12 protein-coding genes are annotated in these 22,334 nt (G+C 47.7%); 3 read left to right on the forward strand and 9 right to left on the reverse strand.

Annotated elements, in window-relative coordinates:
• Positions 1 to 30 precede the first annotated feature (30 nt).
• The 4 genes from K1X61_08825 to K1X61_08840 form a co-directional block, all read right to left on the reverse strand.
• The gene (locus K1X61_08825) at positions 31 to 3,021 is read right to left on the reverse strand and encodes a tetratricopeptide repeat protein (GenBank protein MBX7108734.1); all 2,991 of its coding nucleotides are present in this window, start codon (positions 3,019 to 3,021) and stop codon (positions 31 to 33) included.
• 430 nt (positions 3,022 to 3,451) lie between these two features.
• Positions 3,452 to 3,919, reverse strand: coding sequence for a hypothetical protein (locus tag K1X61_08830; protein MBX7108735.1), 468 nt, complete (start codon positions 3,917 to 3,919; stop codon positions 3,452 to 3,454).
• A gap of 43 nt (positions 3,920 to 3,962) precedes the next feature.
• Positions 3,963 to 5,159: a hypothetical protein gene (locus K1X61_08835; protein ID MBX7108736.1), complete on the reverse strand. Its 1,197-nt coding sequence runs from the start codon at positions 5,157 to 5,159 to the stop codon at positions 3,963 to 3,965.
• 68 nt (positions 5,160 to 5,227) lie between these two features.
• Complete coding sequence (locus K1X61_08840; protein ID MBX7108737.1) at positions 5,228 to 7,009, reverse strand: DUF885 domain-containing protein; 1,782 nt, start codon at positions 7,007 to 7,009, stop codon at positions 5,228 to 5,230.
• A gap of 414 nt (positions 7,010 to 7,423) precedes the next feature.
• Here K1X61_08840 and K1X61_08845 point away from each other — a divergent pair, with 414 nt between their 5' ends.
• Positions 7,424 to 9,442, forward strand: coding sequence for a hypothetical protein (locus K1X61_08845; GenBank protein MBX7108738.1), 2,019 nt, complete (start codon positions 7,424 to 7,426; stop codon positions 9,440 to 9,442).
• A 202-nt stretch (positions 9,443 to 9,644) separates the two neighbouring features.
• On the opposite strand, the gene infB is transcribed toward K1X61_08845, so the two are convergent.
• The 3 genes from infB to K1X61_08860 all read right to left on the reverse strand — a co-directional run bounded on the left by infB (position 9,645) and on the right by K1X61_08860 (position 14,374).
• Complete coding sequence (gene infB, locus K1X61_08850) at positions 9,645 to 12,536, reverse strand: translation initiation factor IF-2 (GenBank protein ID MBX7108739.1); 2,892 nt, start codon at positions 12,534 to 12,536, stop codon at positions 9,645 to 9,647.
• A 111-nt stretch (positions 12,537 to 12,647) separates the two neighbouring features.
• A complete protein-coding gene (gene nusA, locus K1X61_08855) occupies positions 12,648 to 13,898 on the reverse strand; it encodes a transcription termination factor NusA (protein MBX7108740.1) in 1,251 nt (416 codons plus the stop codon).
• Between the two features lie 17 nt (positions 13,899 to 13,915).
• Positions 13,916 to 14,374: a ribosome maturation factor gene (locus K1X61_08860; GenBank protein MBX7108741.1), complete on the reverse strand. Its 459-nt coding sequence runs from the start codon at positions 14,372 to 14,374 to the stop codon at positions 13,916 to 13,918.
• A 370-nt stretch (positions 14,375 to 14,744) separates the two neighbouring features.
• Here K1X61_08860 and K1X61_08865 point away from each other — a divergent pair, with 370 nt between their 5' ends.
• Positions 14,745 to 17,096, forward strand: a complete 2,352-nt coding sequence (locus K1X61_08865) for a hypothetical protein (protein MBX7108742.1) — start codon at positions 14,745 to 14,747, stop codon at positions 17,094 to 17,096.
• Between the two features lie 278 nt (positions 17,097 to 17,374).
• A complete protein-coding gene (locus K1X61_08870) occupies positions 17,375 to 20,092 on the forward strand; it encodes a sulfatase-like hydrolase/transferase (protein ID MBX7108743.1) in 2,718 nt (905 codons plus the stop codon).
• Positions 20,093 to 20,139: 47 nt separating this feature from the next.
• Here the strand turns inward: K1X61_08870 and K1X61_08875 are convergent, their stop codons facing one another.
• Together K1X61_08875 and K1X61_08880 are read right to left on the reverse strand one after the other, a co-directional pair.
• Complete coding sequence (locus K1X61_08875) at positions 20,140 to 20,829, reverse strand: response regulator transcription factor (protein MBX7108744.1); 690 nt, start codon at positions 20,827 to 20,829, stop codon at positions 20,140 to 20,142.
• Complete coding sequence (locus K1X61_08880; GenBank protein MBX7108745.1) at positions 20,826 to 22,292, reverse strand: HAMP domain-containing histidine kinase; 1,467 nt, start codon at positions 22,290 to 22,292, stop codon at positions 20,826 to 20,828. Before K1X61_08880 ends, K1X61_08875 begins: the two co-directional genes overlap by 4 nt.
• Positions 22,293 to 22,334 lie beyond the last annotated feature (42 nt).

Raw genomic sequence — 22,334 nt, forward strand, 5'->3', positions numbered from 1 at the left:
ACAGTTAATGCCGGGATTATTTTCTTCCGATCATAAAATTTTCTCAAGCTCCTTTTCAATCCTGCTTACTGCCAAGTTACAACCTTCGCTGAGTTGTGTGATCAGGCCTTCCAGTTCCTGCGCGGTAAGCGCCATTGCCCTGGTTTCAATTTCATGCAAGATCAGCACTTCTTTTTTCATTTCGAAAAAACTTAACTGTGGTTTCAGCCGGTGTGCCGCCTCACAGATGCTTTCACGGTCCTGCGCAGCGGATACTGTTTTCAATTGTTGTATCCTTTCCGGTACGAGTCGCAGAAACTGACTGAAATATTCCTGCTGCTTCACCGGATCATTATCACATATATCACGCAGGCGTGTGAGGTCAATGCTTCCGGCCGCAGCGAATGCATGTGGCAAGGTGTCCTTGCCTTTTGTTTCATGCTCCAGTATTGATGGTTGCGTTTCATGCGTCATTTGTATCGCATTGCGGTGCATTACTTTTCCAATCTCCTGCAGCAACTCTTCTTTCCTGAATGGCTTGGCCACATAACTATTCATGCCGGCCTCCAGGCATTTCTTCAAGTCGCTGCGGATAACACTGGCCGTAAGGGCGATGATGGGCACCTGTGAAAGCGGTGGAGGAAAGGCAGACCTGATGATTTCTGTTGTTTCATAGCCGTTCATTTCCGGCATCTGAATATCCATGAGTATGAGGTCGAAGAATGCCGGCTTCTCCGGAGTTGTCTCATTTTCCGCCTGGTACTTTCTTAGCAGGCCTAACACTTCCTTTCCATTATTCACCACTTTAATTTCCACTTCCGGAATCATTTTTTTCAGGGTATCCACCGCCACCATCTGATTATGTTCATTGTCTTCCGCCAGCAGAATTTTTAATCCGAACAGATCATCTGCAGAATATCCTTCTTGCGGGTGCTGAAAGGAATGCAGCTGCGCGTCTGATGCCGGTTCCATGTGCAACACAAACGAAAAAACAGAACCGGCCCCGGGCTCACTCTCCAATTCCAGTTTTCCACCGAGTATTTCCACCAGGTTTTTTGAGATGGTGAGCCCGAGACCTGTGCCGCCGTATCTGCGTGTATCAGTTGTATTGGCTTGCGTGAAGCTTTCAAATATTTTCAGGCGCTTCTCCGGTTCTATGCCGATACCGGTGTCTGTCACCGAAAAGCGCAGGGCAACAAGCCCGCTTCCGGAAACCGGCGCTGCATTTTTCTCCGGCCTCTCAATGGTAATCGTTACACTGCCGGCTTCCGTAAATTTGATTGCATTGCCTGCAAGGTTTAACAAAACCTGTGAAAGCCTCGAAGGGTCACCGAGCAGTACGGGAGGAACATCGCCGGCTATTGCGGTGCTGAACAGCAGCCCTTTTTCATCCGCTTTCAGCTGCAAGGTGTCGCTTACACTGGTAACCATCTCCTGCAATACGAATGGAATTTTTTCCGCTACCATCCTGCCGGCTTCCAGCTTGGAGAGATCAAGTATATCATTAATGATGACCAGCAGGTTTTCCGAAGCATGTTTGATAACGGAGAGATAGTGGCGGTTCTTTTCATCCTGCGGTTCATCGAGCAGCAGGTTCGTCATGCCTATCACGGCATTCATCGGTGTGCGGATCTCATGACTCATGTTGGCCAGGAACTGCGACTTGAACTGTTCACTTTTTTCGGCACGTTGCCGGGCCTGTTCTATCAGGATATTTTTAGCGGCAAGTTCCCGGGCACTGCGTTGTTTGATGACGAAGCGGTTCCAAAGCAGGGCAGCAATCAGCAGCAGCAGTAGTGCACCGGCAATAAATATATTTTTCAGTTCGCGCTGACGGCGCACTTCTTCCGCCTGAAGCAGCTTGTCTTTGTTCAGTAATACAATGGCTTTGTCTTTCTGTTCTGTTTCAAACTGTGCCTGCAACTCGAGCAACTTCCTGTTTTGCAGCCGTTGATTTACCGAGTCTTTCAATAACATGGCCTGTGCCAGTGCAGCATAAGCACTTTTGTAATCACCTGCCGCAGACTGTGCCCTGGCGATTCCTTCAAGGCAGTTGAGTTGTTCGTATTCCTGTTCTTTTATTCCCTTCACGGATTCAAGGCCCGCTGAAAATGACTGCAGCGCCTGCTTATGATCACCTGTTTCAAAATAGAGGTTACCAAGGTTATACGACGCGGTGGACAGCAGGTTCATATTGCCGATTTGTGCTGAAGCTGCCACCGACTTTTTAAGGTAGCTGATGGCCAGTGGCCGGTTGCCTGTTTCATGGTAAACTTCAGAGAGTGATATGGCGGTGTTGGCGATTCCTTCGAAGTCACTGTTATGCTCGGCGATACGAAGCGCATCGAGCAGTGTTGTTTCAGCCGCATCTTTGTCTCCCAGCTTCAGGTATATGCCGCCCAGGTTGAGCTTGCATACACCGATTTGTTGTTCATTGCCTAACTCCGTTTGCAACGCAAGCGCTTTTTCCGTCCAGGGCAATGCAGCTGTCCAGTTTTCCTGGTACATGTAAAGCTGCGACATCGTGATGCTTGCACGTGCCAGCCGGTCTTTATTCTTTTCGGCTTCACTTAATTTAATTGCCTGCATCAAATCGGCAAAGGCAGCTTCATACCGGGCGGTGATGGTCAGCATGGTTGCCCTGTTGATATAAATCAGTGCCAGCCGGTTATTATCATTCAGCTTCAGCGCAGCTTCCAGCGCAAGGTTGGTATAGGCGAGAGAACTGTCGTAGGCGGTGATATTTTGAAAGTAGACACCAAGGTTCAGGCCGCATTGTGCGATCCCTTTCGTCCATGCTGCTTGCTTTGCGGCGGCAAGCGCTTGGCGGGTTAGCAGAATAGCACTGTCGGGATGCGTGTTTGCATAGGTGGTCCCCAGCTTCCTGAGGGCATTGATGCGCATCGTATCGTCGGTTGCGCTTTGATATTCCATACGGTATTTTTCTGCATCGGTCAGTTCCTGCGCAACGGTTGGTGAAAAGCCCGCTGCGGGCAGCAGCAGGCAAACCGTAATGAAGGCGAATTGAAAAACAGTGCGCATGTGTTTTGTACTCTATGCTGCAACTTAATAAAATTCAGGCAAGCATTCCGTAAACGCGGCCATTACATCAGGAGCGGAATGTGCCATGTAAAGGAAGGCTAAGGCCGTTTTACAATTGTGCACAAAGCAGTATGTACTGGTGGAATAAATGATGTTGCAGGCAGATCATGTTACAGGTAAGCATCACAAGAAGCTATCATAAAATACTTGTAGTCATCCTGTCCGGTTGATCTGGCTCTCTTCAAGTCATTGACAGATGCCGAAATAAATCCGGCATAACCGCATTGATTGCCTGTTTTGAGATCGCTGGCAGCATGATTCAGGCGTTGAATTTTTTACAGGATGATTTTATGCTGGCGCGATATTCATTTTTGAAGAAGGTTACAGCTCAGAAGAGTACTGTTTCATCCTTAGAAAAACATAGCTTGCTTCATAGCTTGTTTGGATCAGGATGATACTGATAGTACTCTGGCCGTTTGGTGGATTGCCAGATAAATTTGCAGCCGCTGTCCATTATTTCCATGTCGTATGGTCTCCTTAAGTGGAAAACACTGTCGGAACTCCGGATGATGATAGCGTAACCGGCAATGGTGACTATCGCTAACAGCCACAATAATTGTGTAAGCACTTTATGCGGTTTGATTTTCGGTGCCAGGATGTTCAAACAGAATACTATCGTGCACCAACACAAAAAGTAAATAAACAGGTCGATGAATAATTCAAGCAGAAAAAACTGCAACGACATGGAAGTATGCCATCCTTCGCCGACATACGCGAACGGAAAACCCCAGAACAGTGTATCGCGCGCATCAACAGGCAAAGCATACCACCACTTCGTAAACACGGCGAAGGAAATAACCGTAAGCGGAAAAACGATCTTCAGCGTCAATGCCTTCATGGTTTGTCTGCGAGGAATGTTTGCACATTTTTTTTATATGACCTCACCTGGCCACGATCATTTTCCCGGAAGCAATCATTTTTCCCGAACGATAAACACAATAGCAATAAATGCCGGTATCTAAATCTTTAATGGAAATGCTGCACCGGTTTTTTCCTTTTACCAGGTCAGTGGAATAGTACATCATGCCATTCATGCCGGCAAGCAATAGCCGCGACGTTTGTTGTAGCTGAAAAGTAATTTCGATAGAACCTTCATGTATCAAAACAGGCATCTCTATAAATTCATTTTGCACTATATCATTAGTGGCTGTTCCGAAAGTGCTGTCTGGCGTATATTCCCACCAGTCATGATAATAACCATTCCCTTCACCCATTCCCATATAGCCTTTCGATTGTATTTCCATTCCGGTTCCGAAAGCGCGCAACGATCCCGGAAAATCTGCTAACGTTGTCCAGCTATCGGAAGATTGGTCCCATTCCCAGAAGTCATTGAACCATGACTGTTGATTGCTGCCCCCGCCGATATATCCTTTATCTTTTAATCCGAAACCAAAACAGGCATCTTTTCCATTACCCGGATAATCTGCTCTCTGTGTCCAGGTGGATGATTCGGGAGCGTATTCATAGAAGTCGTTGTATAGTGTTCCGGCAAATGCACCAACGCCAATATATCCGTATCCGGAAACTGCGAAGGCCACACATTCATATCGTGGTGCGCCGGGGAAATCCGGTTTTTGTGTCCATGTATCAGTGGAGGGATCATAAGCCCAGAAATCGTTGAGATAACCGGCATCTCCCACACCTGTGCCCACATAACCGGTATTGCCGACAGCGAATGCAACGGCATATCTCCTGGCAACGGGCATGGCTGACACCTGCGACCATGCATTGCTTTGCGGATCATAACACCAGAAATCTGCGGTGTTGAAGTTGTTGTTTACATCATATCCGGTGCCCATATACCCTTTGCCTCCGACAGCAAAGGCAACACCGGCAAACCGTGCTGTTCCGCCAAAGTCGGCCTTTTGAGTCCATATATCTGTCATGGGATCATATTCCCAAAGATCTTTATAAAAGTTACTGTTATAGCCACAACCAAGATAACCCTTATTGCCAATGGAAAATGCCATGGAAGACCTTCTGGCAGCACCGCCGAAATCTGTTTTTTGTGTCCAGTATTGCGCAGATGAGAGCGAACTGTAAAGGATAAACAGCAGGGTTACACAGCAATGTTTCACAAGTGGTTGTTTAAACTGGAAATGGTGGATGAAAAAATGAATGCTGCACGGCACACCGTTGCTTCTTGTCACTCTCCGGTCATCAGCTCGGCAATAAATTTTACCGGAGCACTTCCGTAGCTGAGAAATTTTTCATGAAAATCTTTCAGCGAGTAAGCGCTGCCCTGCTGTTGCCGGTATCGTTCACGCAATGCATTGATCTCTGTGCTGCCGGTAAAATAGGAACACAGTTGCACCTGCGACACCATGGCACGGTGATATTTCTCTTCTACCTGTGCACTTTCCTGGAAAGCTTCTTTGGTCAGCAGGTTCACAAAATCATCTTTTGAATAGTCAGTGCATTGCATGTTGTAATCAATAATCACGTTACAGCATTCGCGCAGGCTCCACTTGTAAAACATGAGCCACATTTCCGGTTCATTTTTCTTCCATCCGTTCTCCAGCATCATGCGTTCGGTATATACGGCCCATCCTTCCACCATAGCGCCATTGGCAAAAACGGCCTTTAACACATCCGGCGATTTACTGTTGTACACACCTTGCAGGCAATGACCGGGAATGCCTTCGTGAATGGAAAGGATACTGAGCATCCAGTAATTGTTTTCGCGCAACTGGCTTTCCGCACGTTCACGGGGCACGGCGGTTAGGTCGGCAATGTTGTAATAGGTCACGGCGTTTTTTTGATAGGGCGGTGCCTGGCTGGCACTGGCCAGGGAAACGCCGCTCATATAGGCAGGCATGATACGCACCTGCAGCGGATAAGCGGTGTCGTAGTTGAAAAGATCCTGCCTGATGATGAACCGCTCGAGCGCGGCGATTTGCTTTTTAATGGTATCAACAAAATCTTCCGGTGCTGCATGGTGTAAGGAGACGGCGTCAATCACGGTCCTGATCAGCAGCAGGCTGTCTGCCGGCTTTGTTTTCGTGCCACAGTATTTTGGCCAGAGCTGATTGGCAATCGCAAACATTTCGTGGTGATATTGCTGTTTGGCTGCCACGGCCAGCGCATAAATTTCCTTCGGCCGGTAATCCGTAACTATATCATATTTGAATTTACTGTCGTACAGCGCTTCGCCGATGCGGAAACTCCTGAACGTTGTTTTTTTATCTGCCAGCATAACATTCAATGCACTCACATAATTTTTAATAGCAGCGACAGCGAGGTCAACCCGTTTTTGCAAAGTGTCTTTGTCTGCCTGGCTAAGTGTGGATGCCCTGATGGAGTCCGACAAGGATGGTCCGAAAATATCCAGGCCACCGGTATTCTGATGGATGGCGAGCGCTGTATATTCTTTAGTTGGCTGGTGAATCATGCGAAGGGCAACGGCAAAATATTTACCAGCCTCTTTCAGGTGGCTGGAAAGCATTTGCAACCGTTCGTTCAGCGGAGCATAATCCTGGTGGATGATTTCATAGCATTCATTGCTGAGATTATAGGCTGAAGGATCCCATTCCTGTATTTTAAAAGTGTCAATGTACCAGATAGTGCTGTGCAACTGGTTCTCCATTATTTTGTAGTCAATCTTGTTCTTGTCGGCAAGGAGGTCGTAATTAAACTGCTTCAAAGAATCAAGATACTGCCGCGAAAACGCCACATCACCGGCAAATGCTGTACTGTCGGGCACCTTCAGCAAGTCGTAATATTTCCCATAACCGACACTGATGGCTGCTGCGGGATTCTGTTTCCAATAGGCATCCAGGAATCTTTCACTGAAGGCGCTGAATGCCGCTTCGGAATTTTCCAGGGTCGTTTTTTTCTCTGCTGTATTACAGGCTGCAAACAACAAAAGCAAAACAAGAGCACATTGCGACGGAAATCTGCCGGGGCTGAATATGGAATGCTGAAACATGACGTAAGGTTTATGTATGAACAAAGGTATATTAATTGAATTGTCATTGTTGTGGCCTGATGTTGCATGTTGCCACCGGTTGAAACCGGCGGCAAGGGATAACATTGTGACTAATTTTTAATGGATGAACACATATGGATGTTGTATCAAAAGCATTTCGGCAGCAATTAATCCGGGTATAATGATAAGAGGTGAAATTGATCATACCGTTATCCATTGCCGTTGAGGTTATTCAACGGCAAATCAGCGGTCTATTGCCATTGAAACCATTCAATCGCCAATCCATTTAATCCTTATCGTACGGCTCAACGTCCACTTTTATGGGATTGATTACGCAGCATGACTGAATGACTTTTGTGGTGAAAAGTTGCGGTAGTTGCCGCGGCAACTCACTCACCCAACAAAAGCAGTATCATGAAAAAAGTTTTAACAGTTTTACTGGGCTTCTTCACCATCTTGGCTCAGGGACAAACTACTTCCTTACCGAAAAATGATTTTGCAGGTACAGCACGGCTTGGTGCCGTTGCATTTTCTATCAGCAACAAGGGTTATCTCGGCACCGGTTTCCTATATGATGGAACCGAACATTATTTTAATGATTTCTGGGAATATGACCCGGCAACAGATGTATGGACACAAAAAGCCGATTTCGGGGGTACAGCCAGGCATCTTGCTGTTGGCTTTTGCATTGGAAGCAAAGGGTATATCGGTACCGGTGCTGATATTGTTTTCAGAAAAGACTTTTGGGAATATGATCCTGCATTTAACAAGTGGTTACAGAAAGCCGATTTCGGCGGAACAGCCAGGGGCGCCGCATTTGGCTTTGCTGCCGGTGGCAAAGGCTATATAGGTGCAGGTACGGATGGCGCGGCTTACAGAAAAGATTTCTGGCAGTATGATCCGCTTACCGACAGCTGGTTGCAAAAGGCGGATTTTGGAGGAAGTGGCCGCTATTCGGCTGCGGCATTTTCCATGGATGGAAAGGGATATGCAGGAACTGGCCTGGAAGGATCATTGTATAAGAAGGATTTTTGGGAATATGATCCTGTCGCTGATATCTGGCAGATGAAGGCGGATTTCGCCGGCACAGCGCGCTATGGAGCGGTAGCTTTTTCCGTCATCAAAGGATACATTGCAACCGGTTATGGAACCACTGGCTATTGCAGCGATATCTGGGAGTATGATGCTCAATCAGACAGCTGGTTACAACAAACTGATTTTGGCGGAGCCGGCCGCGTCAATGCAGCGGCATTTTCGATAACAGGCAAAGGATACATTACTACCGGACGGAGCGCAGCCGCTGCAGAAAATGACTGCTGGGATTTTACGCCGGCTTTATCTGCCGGCAGCCAATGCGCTATGCCGCTCTATTTATACATCACCGACATTTCATCCACCACAGCGATATTGCATTGGACCGGCAGCAGCAATGCATACAGCTATCGCATCAGGAAACGACCGGTAGGCACTTCAACCTGGAGTTATGTATCTGCAACCGCTCCCGTAAATTTTAAAAAGTTCACCAATAATATTTCCAATACTTTGTATGAAGTGCAGGCACAGACATATTGTAACCCTGCTAAAACAGATTCGTCCGGTTATGCTGCTTCCGTATATTTTACTTCAGGATGCAACATGCCGGTGATTACTTCCGTCAGTGCATCAGCCACACCTATCTGTAAAGGCATCACCACCACGCTGCAGGTAGAAGGCACGCTTAATGATGCAACAAGTTGGACATGGTATGTTGAAAGCTGTGGCGGAACAGTAGCCGGCAGCGGAACTTCTGTCTCAGTTGCCCCTGATGTAACAACTAAATACTACGTACTCGGTGAAGGCGGCTGTGCCATTGCAGCAACTTGTTCGCCTGTTACCGTGACGGTAAATCCTTCTCCCAAGGCAAAGATCTCAGCCTTGGGTAACCTCGACATCTGCACTTCCGGATTTGTTGATCTGCAGGCGAGCCCGGGCGCGAACCAGACATATCAGTGGAAACTTAACGGAACAAACATCGCTGGTGCAACAGCTCAGACCTATCATGCTACTGTAACAGGTGAATATAAAGTGAAGGTGACGAATAGTGCGGGATGTTCGAATACCTCGAAGGCTACCGTAGTGTACACCAGTTGCAAGATGAGCACTGAGGCCGGGCAAATGCAAACATCCGTGATGGTAAATCCGAATCCGGTGCAAACATCGGCCACGGTGTCCGTTACCATGATCCGTGATGCCAGCATACTGATAACACTGTATGATGGCACAGGCAGTAAAAAGCAGACCATCTTAGACGGTAAGCTTAATGCCGGCACGCACAACATCCTGTTGGAGCGCGATGGGTTGAGTGCCGGATTTTATTTTCTGAAAGTGGTGATAACTGAACCAGGCCAGTCAAAGCAGGGAGAAGTGATTTTGAGAAAGGTGATTTTTGAATGACGGATACCCGTTTAAACGCCTAGGAAAAGTGACTAACTTTTTTCTCAGGAACAGCATTTTGGATACTGCCCGGGGCAACTGGCGAAGCAAAGCAAATAGGGTGCAACGAAGGTGAATCTGAACCTGGTACCATCAACGGAAATAAACAGAGAACAAATCGCGCGGCAGGGGCAACGGTAAAAGCCTACAGCATCTTTTTCCGCTACAATGTCCGCTTAACCTCTGTTTCTTCATACCCTTCAATCACATCACCTGCTTTGATATCATTGAAGTTCTTGATGGCAATACCACATTCCTGCCCGCTGGTGACATCTTTCACGTCATCTTTAAAGCGTTTAAGTGATGCCAGTTCGCCGGAATAAATTACAATACCGTCGCGGATGAGGCGCACCTTTGTATGCCGTGTGATTTTCCCTTCCGTCATGAAGCAGCCGGCAACCGTTCCCACCTTGGTCACTTTAAACACATCGCGCACATCGGCATAACCGACGATCTTCTCTTCGATCTTTGGCTCCAGCATACCTTCCATTGCACTCTTCAGTTCATCAATGGCATCGTAGATGATCGAGTAAAGGCGGATTTCAATATTTTCCTTCTCTGCAATCTTACGGGCACTTTGTGAAGGGCGTACCTGGAAGCCGATGATGATGGCATCAGATGCGGAAGCCAGCAACACATCAGATTCCGTGATCTGCCCTACGGCTTTGTGTACTACATTCACCACAATTTCCGCGGTCGACAGTTTCTGCAATGAATCCGTGAGTGCTTCTACGGAACCATCGAAGTCTGCCTTCACGATTACATTCAATTCCTTGAAGTTACCGAGTGCCAGACGGCGCCCTATTTCATCCAGGGTGATATGTTTCTTGGTACGGATGCCTTGTTCGCGAAGGATCTGCTGGCGTTTATAGGCTACTTGTTTGGCTTCCTGCTCATCATCAAATTCCTTAAACTTTTCGCCTGCCTGCGGAGCGCCATCAAGTCCGAGCACGAGCACCGGAGAGGATGGCCCTGCAGTCTTCATGCGTAGCCCGCGCTCATTGAACATCGCTTTGATTTTACCAAAGTGACTGCCCGCAACAATCAGGTCGCCGGTATTTAAGGTTCCTTCCTGTACAAGCAAGGTGGCCACATAACCGCGGCCTTTGTCGAGTGTTGCTTCTATAACCGTTCCGCTGGAAAACTTATCAGGATTGGCTTTCACATCGAGCAGTTCCGCCTCTAGCAAGATTTTTTCGAGCAGGCTGTCAACGCCGGTTCCCTGCTTGGCTGATATTTCCTGTGACTGGAATTTACCGCCCCACTCTTCTACCAGTATATTCATTCCTGCAAGCTGTTCCCTTATTTTTTCAGCGTTGGCACCCGGTTTATCCATCTTGTTGAAAGCAAAAATCATCGGCACGCCGGCAGCCTGTGCATGACTGATGGCTTCTTTCGTCTGCGGCATCACACTGTCATCGGCTGATATAACTATCACCGCAACATCAGTGATCTTGGCACCGCGCGCACGCATCGCGGTAAAAGCTTCATGGCCGGGTGTATCGAGAAACGTGATACGTTTCCCGTTAGGAAGAATTACTTCATAAGCGCCGATATGCTGCGTGATACCACCTTTTTCACCGGCTACCACATTGGTTTGCCGGATATAATCGAGCAAAGAGGTTTTGCCATGATCAACGTGTCCCATAATCGTTACGATAGGTGCACGCGGCCGCAGATCTTCCGGATCATCTTCCTCCTCTTCATCAAATTCATCCTGTTCTTCAATACTGATAAACTGTACATCTGTTCCGAATTCATGCGAAACCAGTTCGATTATTTCAGCGTCAAGACGCTGATTGATGGATACGATGATACCAAGGTTAAGGCAGGTTTTGATGACTTCCGTAACCGGCACATTCAGGAGGTTGGCCAGTTCCGCCACCGGAATAAATTCGGTGACATGAATCACTTTTTTTCCATCGAGCACTTCTTCGGTGCCTGTTGCGGCTTCTTCCCGCTTCAGACGGCGATACTTTGCTTTTGCACTCTTACCCTTCGTGGTGCCACTGAGGCGTGCCATGGTTTCCCGTATCTTCTCCTGTATCTCTTTGGTGGATACCTCCTGCGGTTCATTCGGTGTGAGTGGTGTACGCTTGCCTGCATCACGGCGCAATGGCGGACGGCGATCGTCTCTTTTAATCATCGGCCTGTCGCCGCGAGGTGCCAGCGGTGTAGCTGACGAGCCGGGTTTTGCTGCATCCGGTTTGTCGGATGTATAGATACGCTTGCGTTTACGTTTTTCTTTTCCTGCCTTAATGATATCGGAATAATCGGCCGGTTTGCTCTTAATAGCATCCAGATCTAACTTGCCGATTACCTTGGGCCCGTCGAGCTTACCATATTCCGTCTTTCTCACTTCCACGGAAGGCGTATCCGTTTTAGTTTCAGCAGCCGGTGATACAGCTTCTTTTTCAGCATCTGCGGCAGGCAGATCAGGTGTCGTCGTGTCGGCAACAGGTGTTTCAGCAGCCGGCAACTGTTCTATGGGAGCAACGGTGGCATCGGTTTCTTCCGCTGCCTTTTCTTTTCCCTTTTTCGTGGCTCGCTTTTTCTCCGGTTTTGTTTTCTGATCTAACTTCTCCAGGTCGATGCTGCCCACCACTTTAGGTCCTTCGAGCTGCTCTACCTTCGTTTTTGAAAGTTCCGCCACTTGTTTTTCCGGTGCGGGTTCCTTCGGCTTCTCTGTGGCAGGCGTGATAGTTTCGGTGGATTCCTTAGCCGGTGCTTTTTTGTCGGCCGGAGGAAGGTTTTTAATCAGCACTTCCGCATCCGGTTCCGTCTTCTTTCTAGGCGTAACAACAGCTTCTTTCTCTTTCTCCTTTTCGAAAATTTTGGAGCCGAGGCTGATCTTGTCAGCCTGCAGCTTATCTGCACGGTCCTGCGAAAAATCGCGCAATAGCAGGTTGTGCATTTCCTTGCTGATTTTTATAGTGGGTTTGCTTTCCACCGTAAAACCCTTTTTCTGGAGATGCTCAATCAGGTGTGTCCAACTAACGTTCAGTTCTTTGGCGACGGCCTGTATGCGTACTTCTGATGTTGTTACTTCAGCCATTTATGTTGCTGTTCCTCTCAAAATTTTGTTGGTAAAGATGGAATTAAAAAACCACTTTACGCGGGTTAAATGCTACGCACGCTATTCATTATTTATCTTCTTTACTTCATGCTATTTCTTGCCTTCCGTGTCAAACTCAGAACGCAGGATTCGTAATAGTTCATTGATCGTTTCTTCTTCCAGATCGCTGCGGCGTACCAGTTCATCGCGGCTCAGTTCGAGTACGCTCTTGGCAGTGTCGCAACCGATGCCCTTCAGCGTATCAATGATCCAGCCATCGATTTCATCTGAGAATTCATCGAGATCAATATCATACTCTTCATCCTGCACATCACGGAACACGTCGATGTTGTAGCCGGTGATCCTGCTCGCGAGTTTGATATTCAGGCCGCCTTTGCCGATAGCCAGTGAAACCTGGTCGGGCTTCAGATACACATAGGCGCGTTTATTTTCTTCATCGATTTCCATGGAGGAAATTTTCGATGGTGTCAGCGCGCGCGTAATGAAAAGCTGTGTATTGTTGGTATAGTTGATGATGTCGATATTCTCATTATGCAGTTCGCGCACGATGCCATGAATGCGGGAACCCTTCATACCTACGCAGGCACCTACCGGATCAATACGGTCATCGTATGATTCAACAGCCACCTTTGCGCGTTCGCCCGGCTCACGCGCGATGCGTTTGATCATGATCAGTCCGTCAAATATTTCCGGCACTTCCTGTTCCAGCAGTTTTGCGAGGAAGGCATTGTCGCTGCGTGACAGCATAACCAATGGCGTGTTGTTCTTCATATCAACCCCTTTCACCACAGCCCGCACGTTATCTCCTTTTTTGAAGAAGTCGGAGGGTATCTGTTCGTTTTTCGGAAGCACCAGCTCATTGCCTTCATCATCGAGCAGCAGTGTTTCTTTTTTCCATACCTGGTATACCTCACCGGTGATGATTTCGCCCACACGATCCTGGTATTTTTTATAGAGCTCTTCCTTTTCCAGTTCAGACACCCTTGATGCCAGTGTTTGTTTGGCAGTAAGAATGGCGCGGCGGCCAAATGATTCCAGGGTGATTTCTTCAATGGCTTCTTCACCAACGGAATAGTCGGGCTCGAGGCGTATGGCTTCGCTCAGTTCAATTTGCATGTTAGGATCTTCCACGGTGCCGTCTTCCACAATAGTGCGGCGGCGCCAGATTTCAAGATCTCCTTTTTCGGTGTTTACAATTACATCGAAGTTATCGTCGGAACCATATTTTTTCCGGAGCAGGGTACGAAACACATCTTCCAGCACCTTCATCATGGTGGGCCGGTCGATGTTTTTAAAATCCTTGAATTCTGAGAATGATTCAACTAGTCCTTGGCTGTTCATGGCAAGCGGTTTAAAATTTAAAATTTGATGATTACGTTGGTTGATTTGATTTGTAAAAAGGGAATCTCCGTCTGCAAAAGCGTCTTGTCTTTCAGTTTGCCGCTGATTTCTTCCACGATGATTTTGTCTTCATCAGCATACAGCAGGGTACCTGTTTTCTTGCTACCTGAAAGTAACAGCACGTCAACTTCCCGTCCCACACACTTCTTGTATTGCCGCAGTACCTTCAGCGGTTCGCCCATGCCGGGCGATGATACCTCCAGTGTATGTTGTGCTGAAAAAGGAAAGTCTTTGTCGAGCTCCTTTTGCAACCCGCGGCTGATCCAGGCACAATCTTCAATGGTGATATGCGGGTCGCGGTCAACAAATACCTGCACGAGCTGCCCTTTTCGTACTTTCAGTTCTACGAGGTAGCTGTCCTTTTCAGGCAGCAGTGTTGCCAGCAATTCCCTGATCCGTTCTTCCAGGTCAATCATGGTTCATGTATCGAAAATAAAAGAGGGGACGTTGGTCCCCTCTAATCAAACAGGCTGCAAATATAAGCTATAATTCGTCATCTGGAAATATGGAAGAAAGATTCAATTGCCGGCTGAGGTAAGGAGCTTCTGTCTTAAAGGCACCGATGCCACATGGTAAGCGTATCACGGATCAATTCCCGCCTTTCAAAACGGAATAATCCTAAGGCTATAAAATATCAGACGCTTCGCTGTCAATTTCATGCCTGATGAAGGCAATATGAAATTTTCATTTTTAATATAAAAAAGCAGTTATTTTTAACACAGGCAACTGCTGATTGCTTACCGCCTGCCTGCATGACTTCCGGAACAATACCACACCTGCCAGCTTGTGATACATCATCGTCATTTTTCAAATTCGGTTATCAGTTGCCTGCTATGCATTTGCGTTGCATCAGCTTTTAGCCAGACAGCACCGGTTAAAGAATGGGATAAAAGCTATGGCAATATCAGGAGCGATGACATGTATATGCTCATCCTGACCAACGACGGCGGCTACCTGCTGGGTGGTGACTCTGATTCGCCGCTTGGCGGAGATAAATCACAGGGTTCCCAGGGATTGAATGATTATTGGATCGTGAAGACGGATGCGTTGGGCAATAAGCAATGGGACCGGCGATTTGGGGGTAACTCTAATGAAGAGCTATACAGCATATTACAAACGCCGGACAATGGCTTCCTGCTGGGAGGATGGACACAATCAAATGTCAACGGCGATCAGACGCAGGCCAGCCGCGGCGGACGTGATTACTGGATTGTAAGAACAGATGCGAATGGAATTAAATTATGGGACAAGCGATTCGGCGGACCTGATGATGATGAGATGCGGGCCATGATACAAACGGCTGACGGCGGATTCCTGCTTGCAGGTGAATCACGGTCATCCATAGGGAGTGAAAAATCTCAGAACAATCATGGTGTATACGATGTCTGGGTGGTGAAGACCGATGCCCTTGGCAATAAACAGTGGGATGCATCTTATGGCGGCACTGATGATGACCGGTTGAATGCAGTGCAGCAAACGGCTGACGGCGGATATATTTTAGGCGCCTGGACCATTTCACCACCCGGATTTGATGTAACGGAAACGGGAAAAGGTTCAACCGATATGTGGCTGGTGAAAGCAGATGCAAACGGCATGAAGTTGTGGGATCATCGCTTTGGTGGCGATGACAATGAGTACATGTATGCGCTTGACCAGACAAATGATGGTGGCTTTATGCTGGCTGGTTATACCAGGTCGGAATTAAACGGAGATGTCACTGTGGCCGGAAAAGGAGCGTATGATTTCTGGCTGGTGAAGACCGATGGCAATGGCGTTAAACTTTGGGACAACCGGTTAGGTGGTCCATCTGATGATAAGGGGAAATCCATCTATGAGCTGGAAGATGGAGGTTTTATTGTTGGCGGCTGGTCGGAATCAGATGCCGGTGGTGATAAATCTCAGGATACGCAAGGATTGACAGATTACTGGCTGGTGAGGACAGACGCTGCAGGCAATAAAATCTGGGACCTCGATGTCGGCGCTAATAATGACGAGCGCCTGCATGATGTGCCACGCACGGCAGACGGTGGATTCATCATTGGCGGTCATTCAAGTTCCGGTATGAATGGCGATAAGTCACAGCCAAACAAAGGGCTTAGCGATTACTGGGTTGTTAAGCTGGCAGCCGAAGTACCAACAGCCGTATTTTATGCTGATAATGACGGCGATGGTTTTGGAGATTTAATGACGGATACGTTAGCTATGTTCGCCCCCGATGGTTATGTAGCAGACCATTCCGATTGTAATGATCAGAATGCGAATGTCAATCCCCTGGCTGCCGATGTATGCAACCTCCTCGACGATAATTGTAATGGCCAGGCAGATGAGAACAGTTTTGTGGCTGCACTTTCACCTGCCGGTACGGTGGAGGTATGTAAAGGTACCGATGTTACCTTATTTGCCGATACCACGGCAGGGCTTTTATACCAATGGGTAAGAGACGGAGTATTAATCCTCAATGCCACCGGTAATTCCTATACCACCAGTCAGCAGGGTAGTTACCAGGTGAAAGAAATCAATGGTTTTAATTGTTATTCCATCGCACCACCAACTACTATCAATACACTCAGCAAGCCTGATGCAATCATCACTCCTGCCGGCAGCCTGGATATCTGTACATCCGGCTCGGTTTTATTGCAGGCCAATGCAGGAGCGAACCTGAGTTATCAATGGAAGAAAGACGGAAGCAAAGTGAATGGTGCCACCGCTCAGAATTATTCGGCAACCATGGCAGGCGTATATAAGGTGGTAGTAACCAAGAAGAATGGATGTAAAAAAACTTCACCTGCAGCAACGGTCATTAAAACATGCCGGTTCATTACTCCCGGCCAGGTGAAACCTGATGAGATGCTTACCGTTTACCCTAATCCTTCAGATGGAGACTTCATGATATCCGTCCCGTTCAGTCAGTGCAACATCCCGGCAACAATCGGCGGGATGGTTGCATCCATCCGGTTGATGAATAGCCTGGGTCAAACCGTGTATGAGGAAATCATTGCTCCGGTAAATGAGGTGCTGACAACTTCAATTCCGGCCGAAGCACTGCCCAACGGAAGTTATGTGCTGCAGGTATTGATTAACGGCAAGAACAACACTGAACAACTACAGTGGATACGGCAGGTGGTAATTCAACGGTGACCACTGCAGGCATACATTGATTTCATGCATTAACATGGCATGATGATGCGGAGAGGTAACTGCAGCCGGCAATTGAAAGGATGCAAGTGTTCAACAATGGCATCCAAGCGCTTTAACTGACAACCCTGATTCCTGATATGATTGACTTCAATGATGGTACACCGCATAATGCTATTAATAGAAAAATGCCGGCAGCCAATAAGAGAAAATGCCGTAGCCTGATCAAAAATATTACAATGCTTGCCTGTGCCGCTTTCTTGATTGCATGCAACTGTCGCATGGCATCAGCACAGCAGCCCAATATCCTGGTCATAGTGCTTGACGATGCACGGTATGGCATGTTTCAGCCGAATGGCGGTCCTGCATTTTTTAATACACCTTCCATCAACAGGATTGCTGAAGAAGGAGTGAACTTCCGGTTCATGGGCGCAACAAGCTCCGTGTGTGTGCCCAGCAGGGCGTCAATGTATACCGGTTTGTATGCGCATCATCATGGTGCGTTCGACAATGGCACTTCGCCCAAACCCGGACTAACTTATGTGTCTTCGATTCTTCGTGACGCAGGCTACTATACGGGCTTTATCGGAAAATGGCTGCTCGGAAAAAAACTGCCGGACACACCACAGGGCTTTGATTACTGGGCGATAACAGATGATGATGAACATCTTGATCCACCCATCCATTTTAATGACAGCAGTACGATCAACTACACAGGGCACGATGCCGTGATTTATACCAACCTCGCCATTGATTTTCTTGATAACAAGGTGCCGCAGGGAGAGCCATGGCTGCTGTGCCTCTTTCACCGTGTTCCTCACCTTCCCTATGAACCTATCAGCACAGAAGACAGCCTGTACCAGTTCGCAGCGGTTGATGTGCCGGAAAACTTTCAGCCATATCATGGCGATTTTCCATCTTACCTGTATCCAGGCCATCAGTTTGAAGGCGATTCCGCCACACTCGTGCAGTCGATACGCGATTATTATGAAACCTGTCATGCCGCAGAGTATAGCGTAAACAGGCTGCTCGCACATCTCGATTCAATCCATGTGCTCGACAGTACGCTGATTATTTTCTCCAGTGATAATGGATACATGATGGGCGAACATGATCTTGAGAAAAAAACACTCTCTTATGATGAATCATTGCGGCTGCCGCTGTTTATCCGTTACCCGGCATGGTTTGCTGCCGGCAGCGTGGTAACCGATGAGTTTGCGGCGAACATTGATTTTGCGCCAACCATGCTGGAAGCCGCAGGTATTCCCGATACATTTAATATGGATGGCGTATCGCTGCACCAGCTGGCGGAGGGCCAGGTGCACCGCAAGGATTTTTTTCTCGAGAATTATACTGATAATGGTAACAACTGGGAAGCCATACGATCGATGGATTATTTATACATCTACAGTTATTGCAGCTCGCTCACCGAGGAATTTTTTGACCTTACTGCTGATCCGGAAGAAAACCACAACCTGATCATGAATCCGTCTTATGCAAACCTCATTCAGCAATACAGGATGAAACGCGACAGTATCCGGCTTGCTACAAATGATACTATCTATCCGTCATTGCAAAACTGCAGCCTTGAATCTGAATTTTACCTGGATGCTGACAGTGACGGATTTGGTAATCCGCAAACGTTTATCAGATCGGCCGTAGCAACGAACGGTTACGTGGCCAACAACATCGATTGCAATGATGATCCGTTATCCGAAGGTGCATTGTTTCACCCCGGAGCAGCGGAACGCGCAAATGGTTTGGATGATGACTGTGACGGACTGACGGATGAGACTTCGGTATTTTATGTTGATGCCGACCTGGATGGATTTGGGACTACCATGGCAACAGTGGTCGCCATCGAAGCGCCTTATGGGTTTTCGGCCGACAGCACGGATTGTAATGATGATCCGTATGCCGGAGGTGCCGGCGTTTTTCCCGGGGCACCGGAGATGCCCAATTTTGCTGATGACAATTGTAACGGTTTGATCGATGAAGTATTTGTTTACCAGGATGCCGACCATGATGGCTATGGAAATCCGTTTGCGGTAGCAAATGCGCAAGATTCGCTGATGGGTTATGTTGCAGATAACACTGACTGCAATGATAGTTTCCAGGCCGGAGGAGCAACGATTCATCCCGGCGCTACAGATCTGTGCAATGGCATTGACGATGACTGCAACGGCCTTGTGGATGATTATAAAATTGTGGCCACCATCAGCCCGGCAGGAGCCGTTTCCGTTTGCAACAGCACGGAAGTTGTGTTTGTTGCCAATACCGGAACCGGCATCAGTTATCAATGGCTGAAAAATGGCGCAGCCATCAACGGTGCCACCGGAAGCAGTTATGCAACCACCAAACATGGCGACTACCAGGTTACGGAAAGCAACAGCTTCAGTTGCCTTTCCACTTCGCCGAAAACCACCATGAGTACGATGAACAAACCGGCTGCCACCATCACGCCCCTGAGCAGCCTCGATATCTGCGGTACCGGTTCAGTGAAGCTGCAGGCAAACAGCGGATCTGATCTCAGCTATCAGTGGAAGAAAGGCAGCACACTGATAACTGGTGCGACCAAAAAAACATATACAGCCACGGCCACCGGCACTTACAAAGTTATTGTCACTAAAAGCAACGGTTGCGAAAAAATTTCCGATGGTGTTAAGGTGACCAATTCCTGTAAAGAAATCCTGGAAGGTGCTACCTCACGGGATGAAACATTTCTGCTGTATCCCAATCCGGCAGGGCAGCTGGTTACGGTTTATTTTTCACTGGATGATGCAATGCTGAACTTCGATGCAATCATCAGCGTGAAAGACATGACCGGGCGGGAAATATTCCGTAAAGAAGAAAGGTTGATTAATGGCGTGTTACTCACAGAGCTGGAACCATGGAATAATGCAGCAAATGGCATGTACCTCGTTACGGTATCCATACAGGATAATGCATTTAATGGCAAAAGCAGGGAGTGGATGAAACCGGTCGTTTACCAACATTAATATACATCCAGCCATTACTGTTGCAACGATGGCTGAGTTTTGCCATCTCATTTTTCCACCATAAACTGATACCCTTTTCCTTTCAGGGTGATTATTTCAACGCCGCTGTCTTCTTGAAAATAACCGCGCAACTTGCGGATATAAACATCAAGGTTCCGGGAATGAAAAAAAGAATCGTCGCCCCAGACGCGCATCAGCAGCATTTTGCGTTCCAGCGGCCTGTTGACATGTGCGGCGAGGAGTTGTAAAATTTCAGCTTCCCTGCTAGAAAGTTTAATGACGTAACCGTCACGGTGCAACTCCAGTTTTTTCGGATAAAAAGTAAAGGCACTTAATGGAATCTCTTCATTGCCATCAGGAACAACTTGCCTGTTGACCAGCTGCAGCTGATTATTTATGCGCGCGATAAGTTCACCCATACTGAATGGCTTACGCATATAGTCGGTTCCACCCGATTCAAATCCCTTTACCACATCATTGGTTTGTGTTTTTGCGGTGAGAAAAATGATGGGCAGCTGAGAAAATCTTTCACGTATTTTTTTGCCAAGTTCATATCCGTCTATGTGTGGTAACATCACATCCAGCACACAAATGTCAGGTGAAAAAGAAATGCAGCTTTCAATCACTTTGGCGCCGTCTTTTATAAGCAGTACATCAAAACCCTGTTGCAGCAGTGTTTCAGAAACAATGCGTCCAAGATTCACTTCATCTTCCACATAGAGCAGCTTGGTCTTCATGGCAGCAAAGGAAAGATTAATGTAAAGCAGCAACCGCCATCGGCAAGATTCTTTACGGAAATCGAGCCGTGATGTTGTTTCATCACCTGCGAAACATAGTGCAGGCCAAGTCCATAACCCTTCACATCATGGATATTGCCGGAGGGTACGCGGAAAAATTTATCGAATACCTTTTCAAGATATGCTGTTGCAATACCGGGCCCGTTGTCGGAGAATAGCAGGGTGACCCTGTCAGCCGATTGTGACAATGTGATGGAAATTTCGGGTTGCTGAATTCCATATTTCAGGCTGTTATCAAAAAGATTATTCAGAATCCCCTGCAGCTGCACCGCGTCTCCGTGGATGAATACATCACCCGGTGCTGACTGGAAATGCACTTTCACATTTCGCTGTTGCAGCACGGGGCCGAGTGATTGTATGGTTTGTTCAATCAGCCTGTTCAGCGCGACGGCCTGCAACGGTACAGGGCTTGTTGCATGAACCGGCAGAAGGCTGTTCAGAATTTTATTCAGCAGCACATCGAGCCGTGTCAACTCCTGCGCTGTAATGCCGAGATACTCACCCAGCTTTTCGTCTTGCGCTGCCGGCTTCATCTGCTGCATAGCCTCAACAGCTACCTGCATAGTTGAAAGAGGCGTTTTCAGCTCATGCGACATATTGCTGATGAAATCATCCTTCATCACGGCCAGCTGTTGCTGACTGCGCAGGCTCTGCAAAGCAAAAAGAAATGCGGCACCCGTTATAAGCAACAGCAACAGGGCAAAGCCGGTCTGCGGAAGGATTTTTTGCAGCAGCAGTCCGGAATAATTTTCAATGACGGCAGCAAATGGCTGATCAGGAAAATGGCTGTCGAAATAAAATAACGGTGCAGCACCGGCCAGGGAAGAGGTATCTTTCAGCCATGTCACTTTCACCGGCAGCTTTTGCCTGTTCAGGTTATCCTCAAAAAGTTTCTTCAGCAAAGCAGTGTCCCGCAGTTCAAGGTGCTGATCAAAAAAACGGTTGGTTCCGCCTGCACGGGAAACAAAAAGTTTAACGCCTCTGTAAAGGCGATCGTCCATGGTGTCTCCGGAAATTTGAATATTCACTTCTTCGTTGCCGGCCATCTGCTCCACCTGCCGCAGCGTGATGCTGGTTCGCACGGAGTCATGTGGTGTGGACACCATCGTGGTATCGAGGGCGATGATACGGTAGGATGATCCCGCAGTACGGTTTGAATCCGGCCTTGCCTGCATGTCGTGTATCAGACCTTCCTCCAGTATCGGATTAATGAAGCGCCTGGAAATGATGGAGTCCATTAACCCTGATCTTGCATCACGGAATTGGTCAGCGAGATTTTTCTGCAACAGCATTTTTTCACTGTTGTATTCCGATTGTAACCAACGCAAAACAAAAAGTGCGAGTAACAATTCGCTGACTGCCATCAGCCAGACCAGGAGCGATATTTTTTTGTGCGTATCCATCACTGCGTGGAAGCAAAGTTAAACGTAAGCCCATGGCTTTGT

The sequence above is a fragment of the Chitinophagales bacterium genome (assembly GCA_019694975.1).
Lineage (GTDB): Bacteria > Bacteroidota > Bacteroidia > Chitinophagales > UBA10324 > JACCZZ01.

Bases quoted from the DNA above. Each gene is read 5' to 3' on its own strand.
- nusA (MBX7108740.1), bottom strand. From the start codon at position 13,898: ATGAACAGCCAAGGACTAGTTGAATCATTCTCAGAATTCAAGGATTTT.
- K1X61_08880 (MBX7108745.1), bottom strand. From the start codon at position 22,292: ATGGATACGCACAAAAAAATATCGCTCCTGGTCTGGCTGATGGCAGTC.
- K1X61_08875 (MBX7108744.1), bottom strand. From the start codon at position 20,829: ATGAAGACCAAGCTGCTCTATGTGGAAGATGAAGTGAATCTTGGACGC.
- K1X61_08860 (MBX7108741.1), bottom strand. From the start codon at position 14,374: ATGATTGACCTGGAAGAACGGATCAGGGAATTGCTGGCAACACTGCTG.
- K1X61_08870 (MBX7108743.1), top strand. From the start codon at position 17,375: ATGGCATCAGCACAGCAGCCCAATATCCTGGTCATAGTGCTTGACGAT.
- K1X61_08830 (MBX7108735.1), bottom strand. From the start codon at position 3,919: ATGAAGGCATTGACGCTGAAGATCGTTTTTCCGCTTACGGTTATTTCC.
- K1X61_08825 (MBX7108734.1), bottom strand. From the start codon at position 3,021: ATGCGCACTGTTTTTCAATTCGCCTTCATTACGGTTTGCCTGCTGCTG.
- K1X61_08840 (MBX7108737.1), bottom strand. From the start codon at position 7,009: ATGTTTCAGCATTCCATATTCAGCCCCGGCAGATTTCCGTCGCAATGT.
- K1X61_08845 (MBX7108738.1), top strand. From the start codon at position 7,424: ATGAAAAAAGTTTTAACAGTTTTACTGGGCTTCTTCACCATCTTGGCT.
- infB (MBX7108739.1), bottom strand. From the start codon at position 12,536: ATGGCTGAAGTAACAACATCAGAAGTACGCATACAGGCCGTCGCCAAA.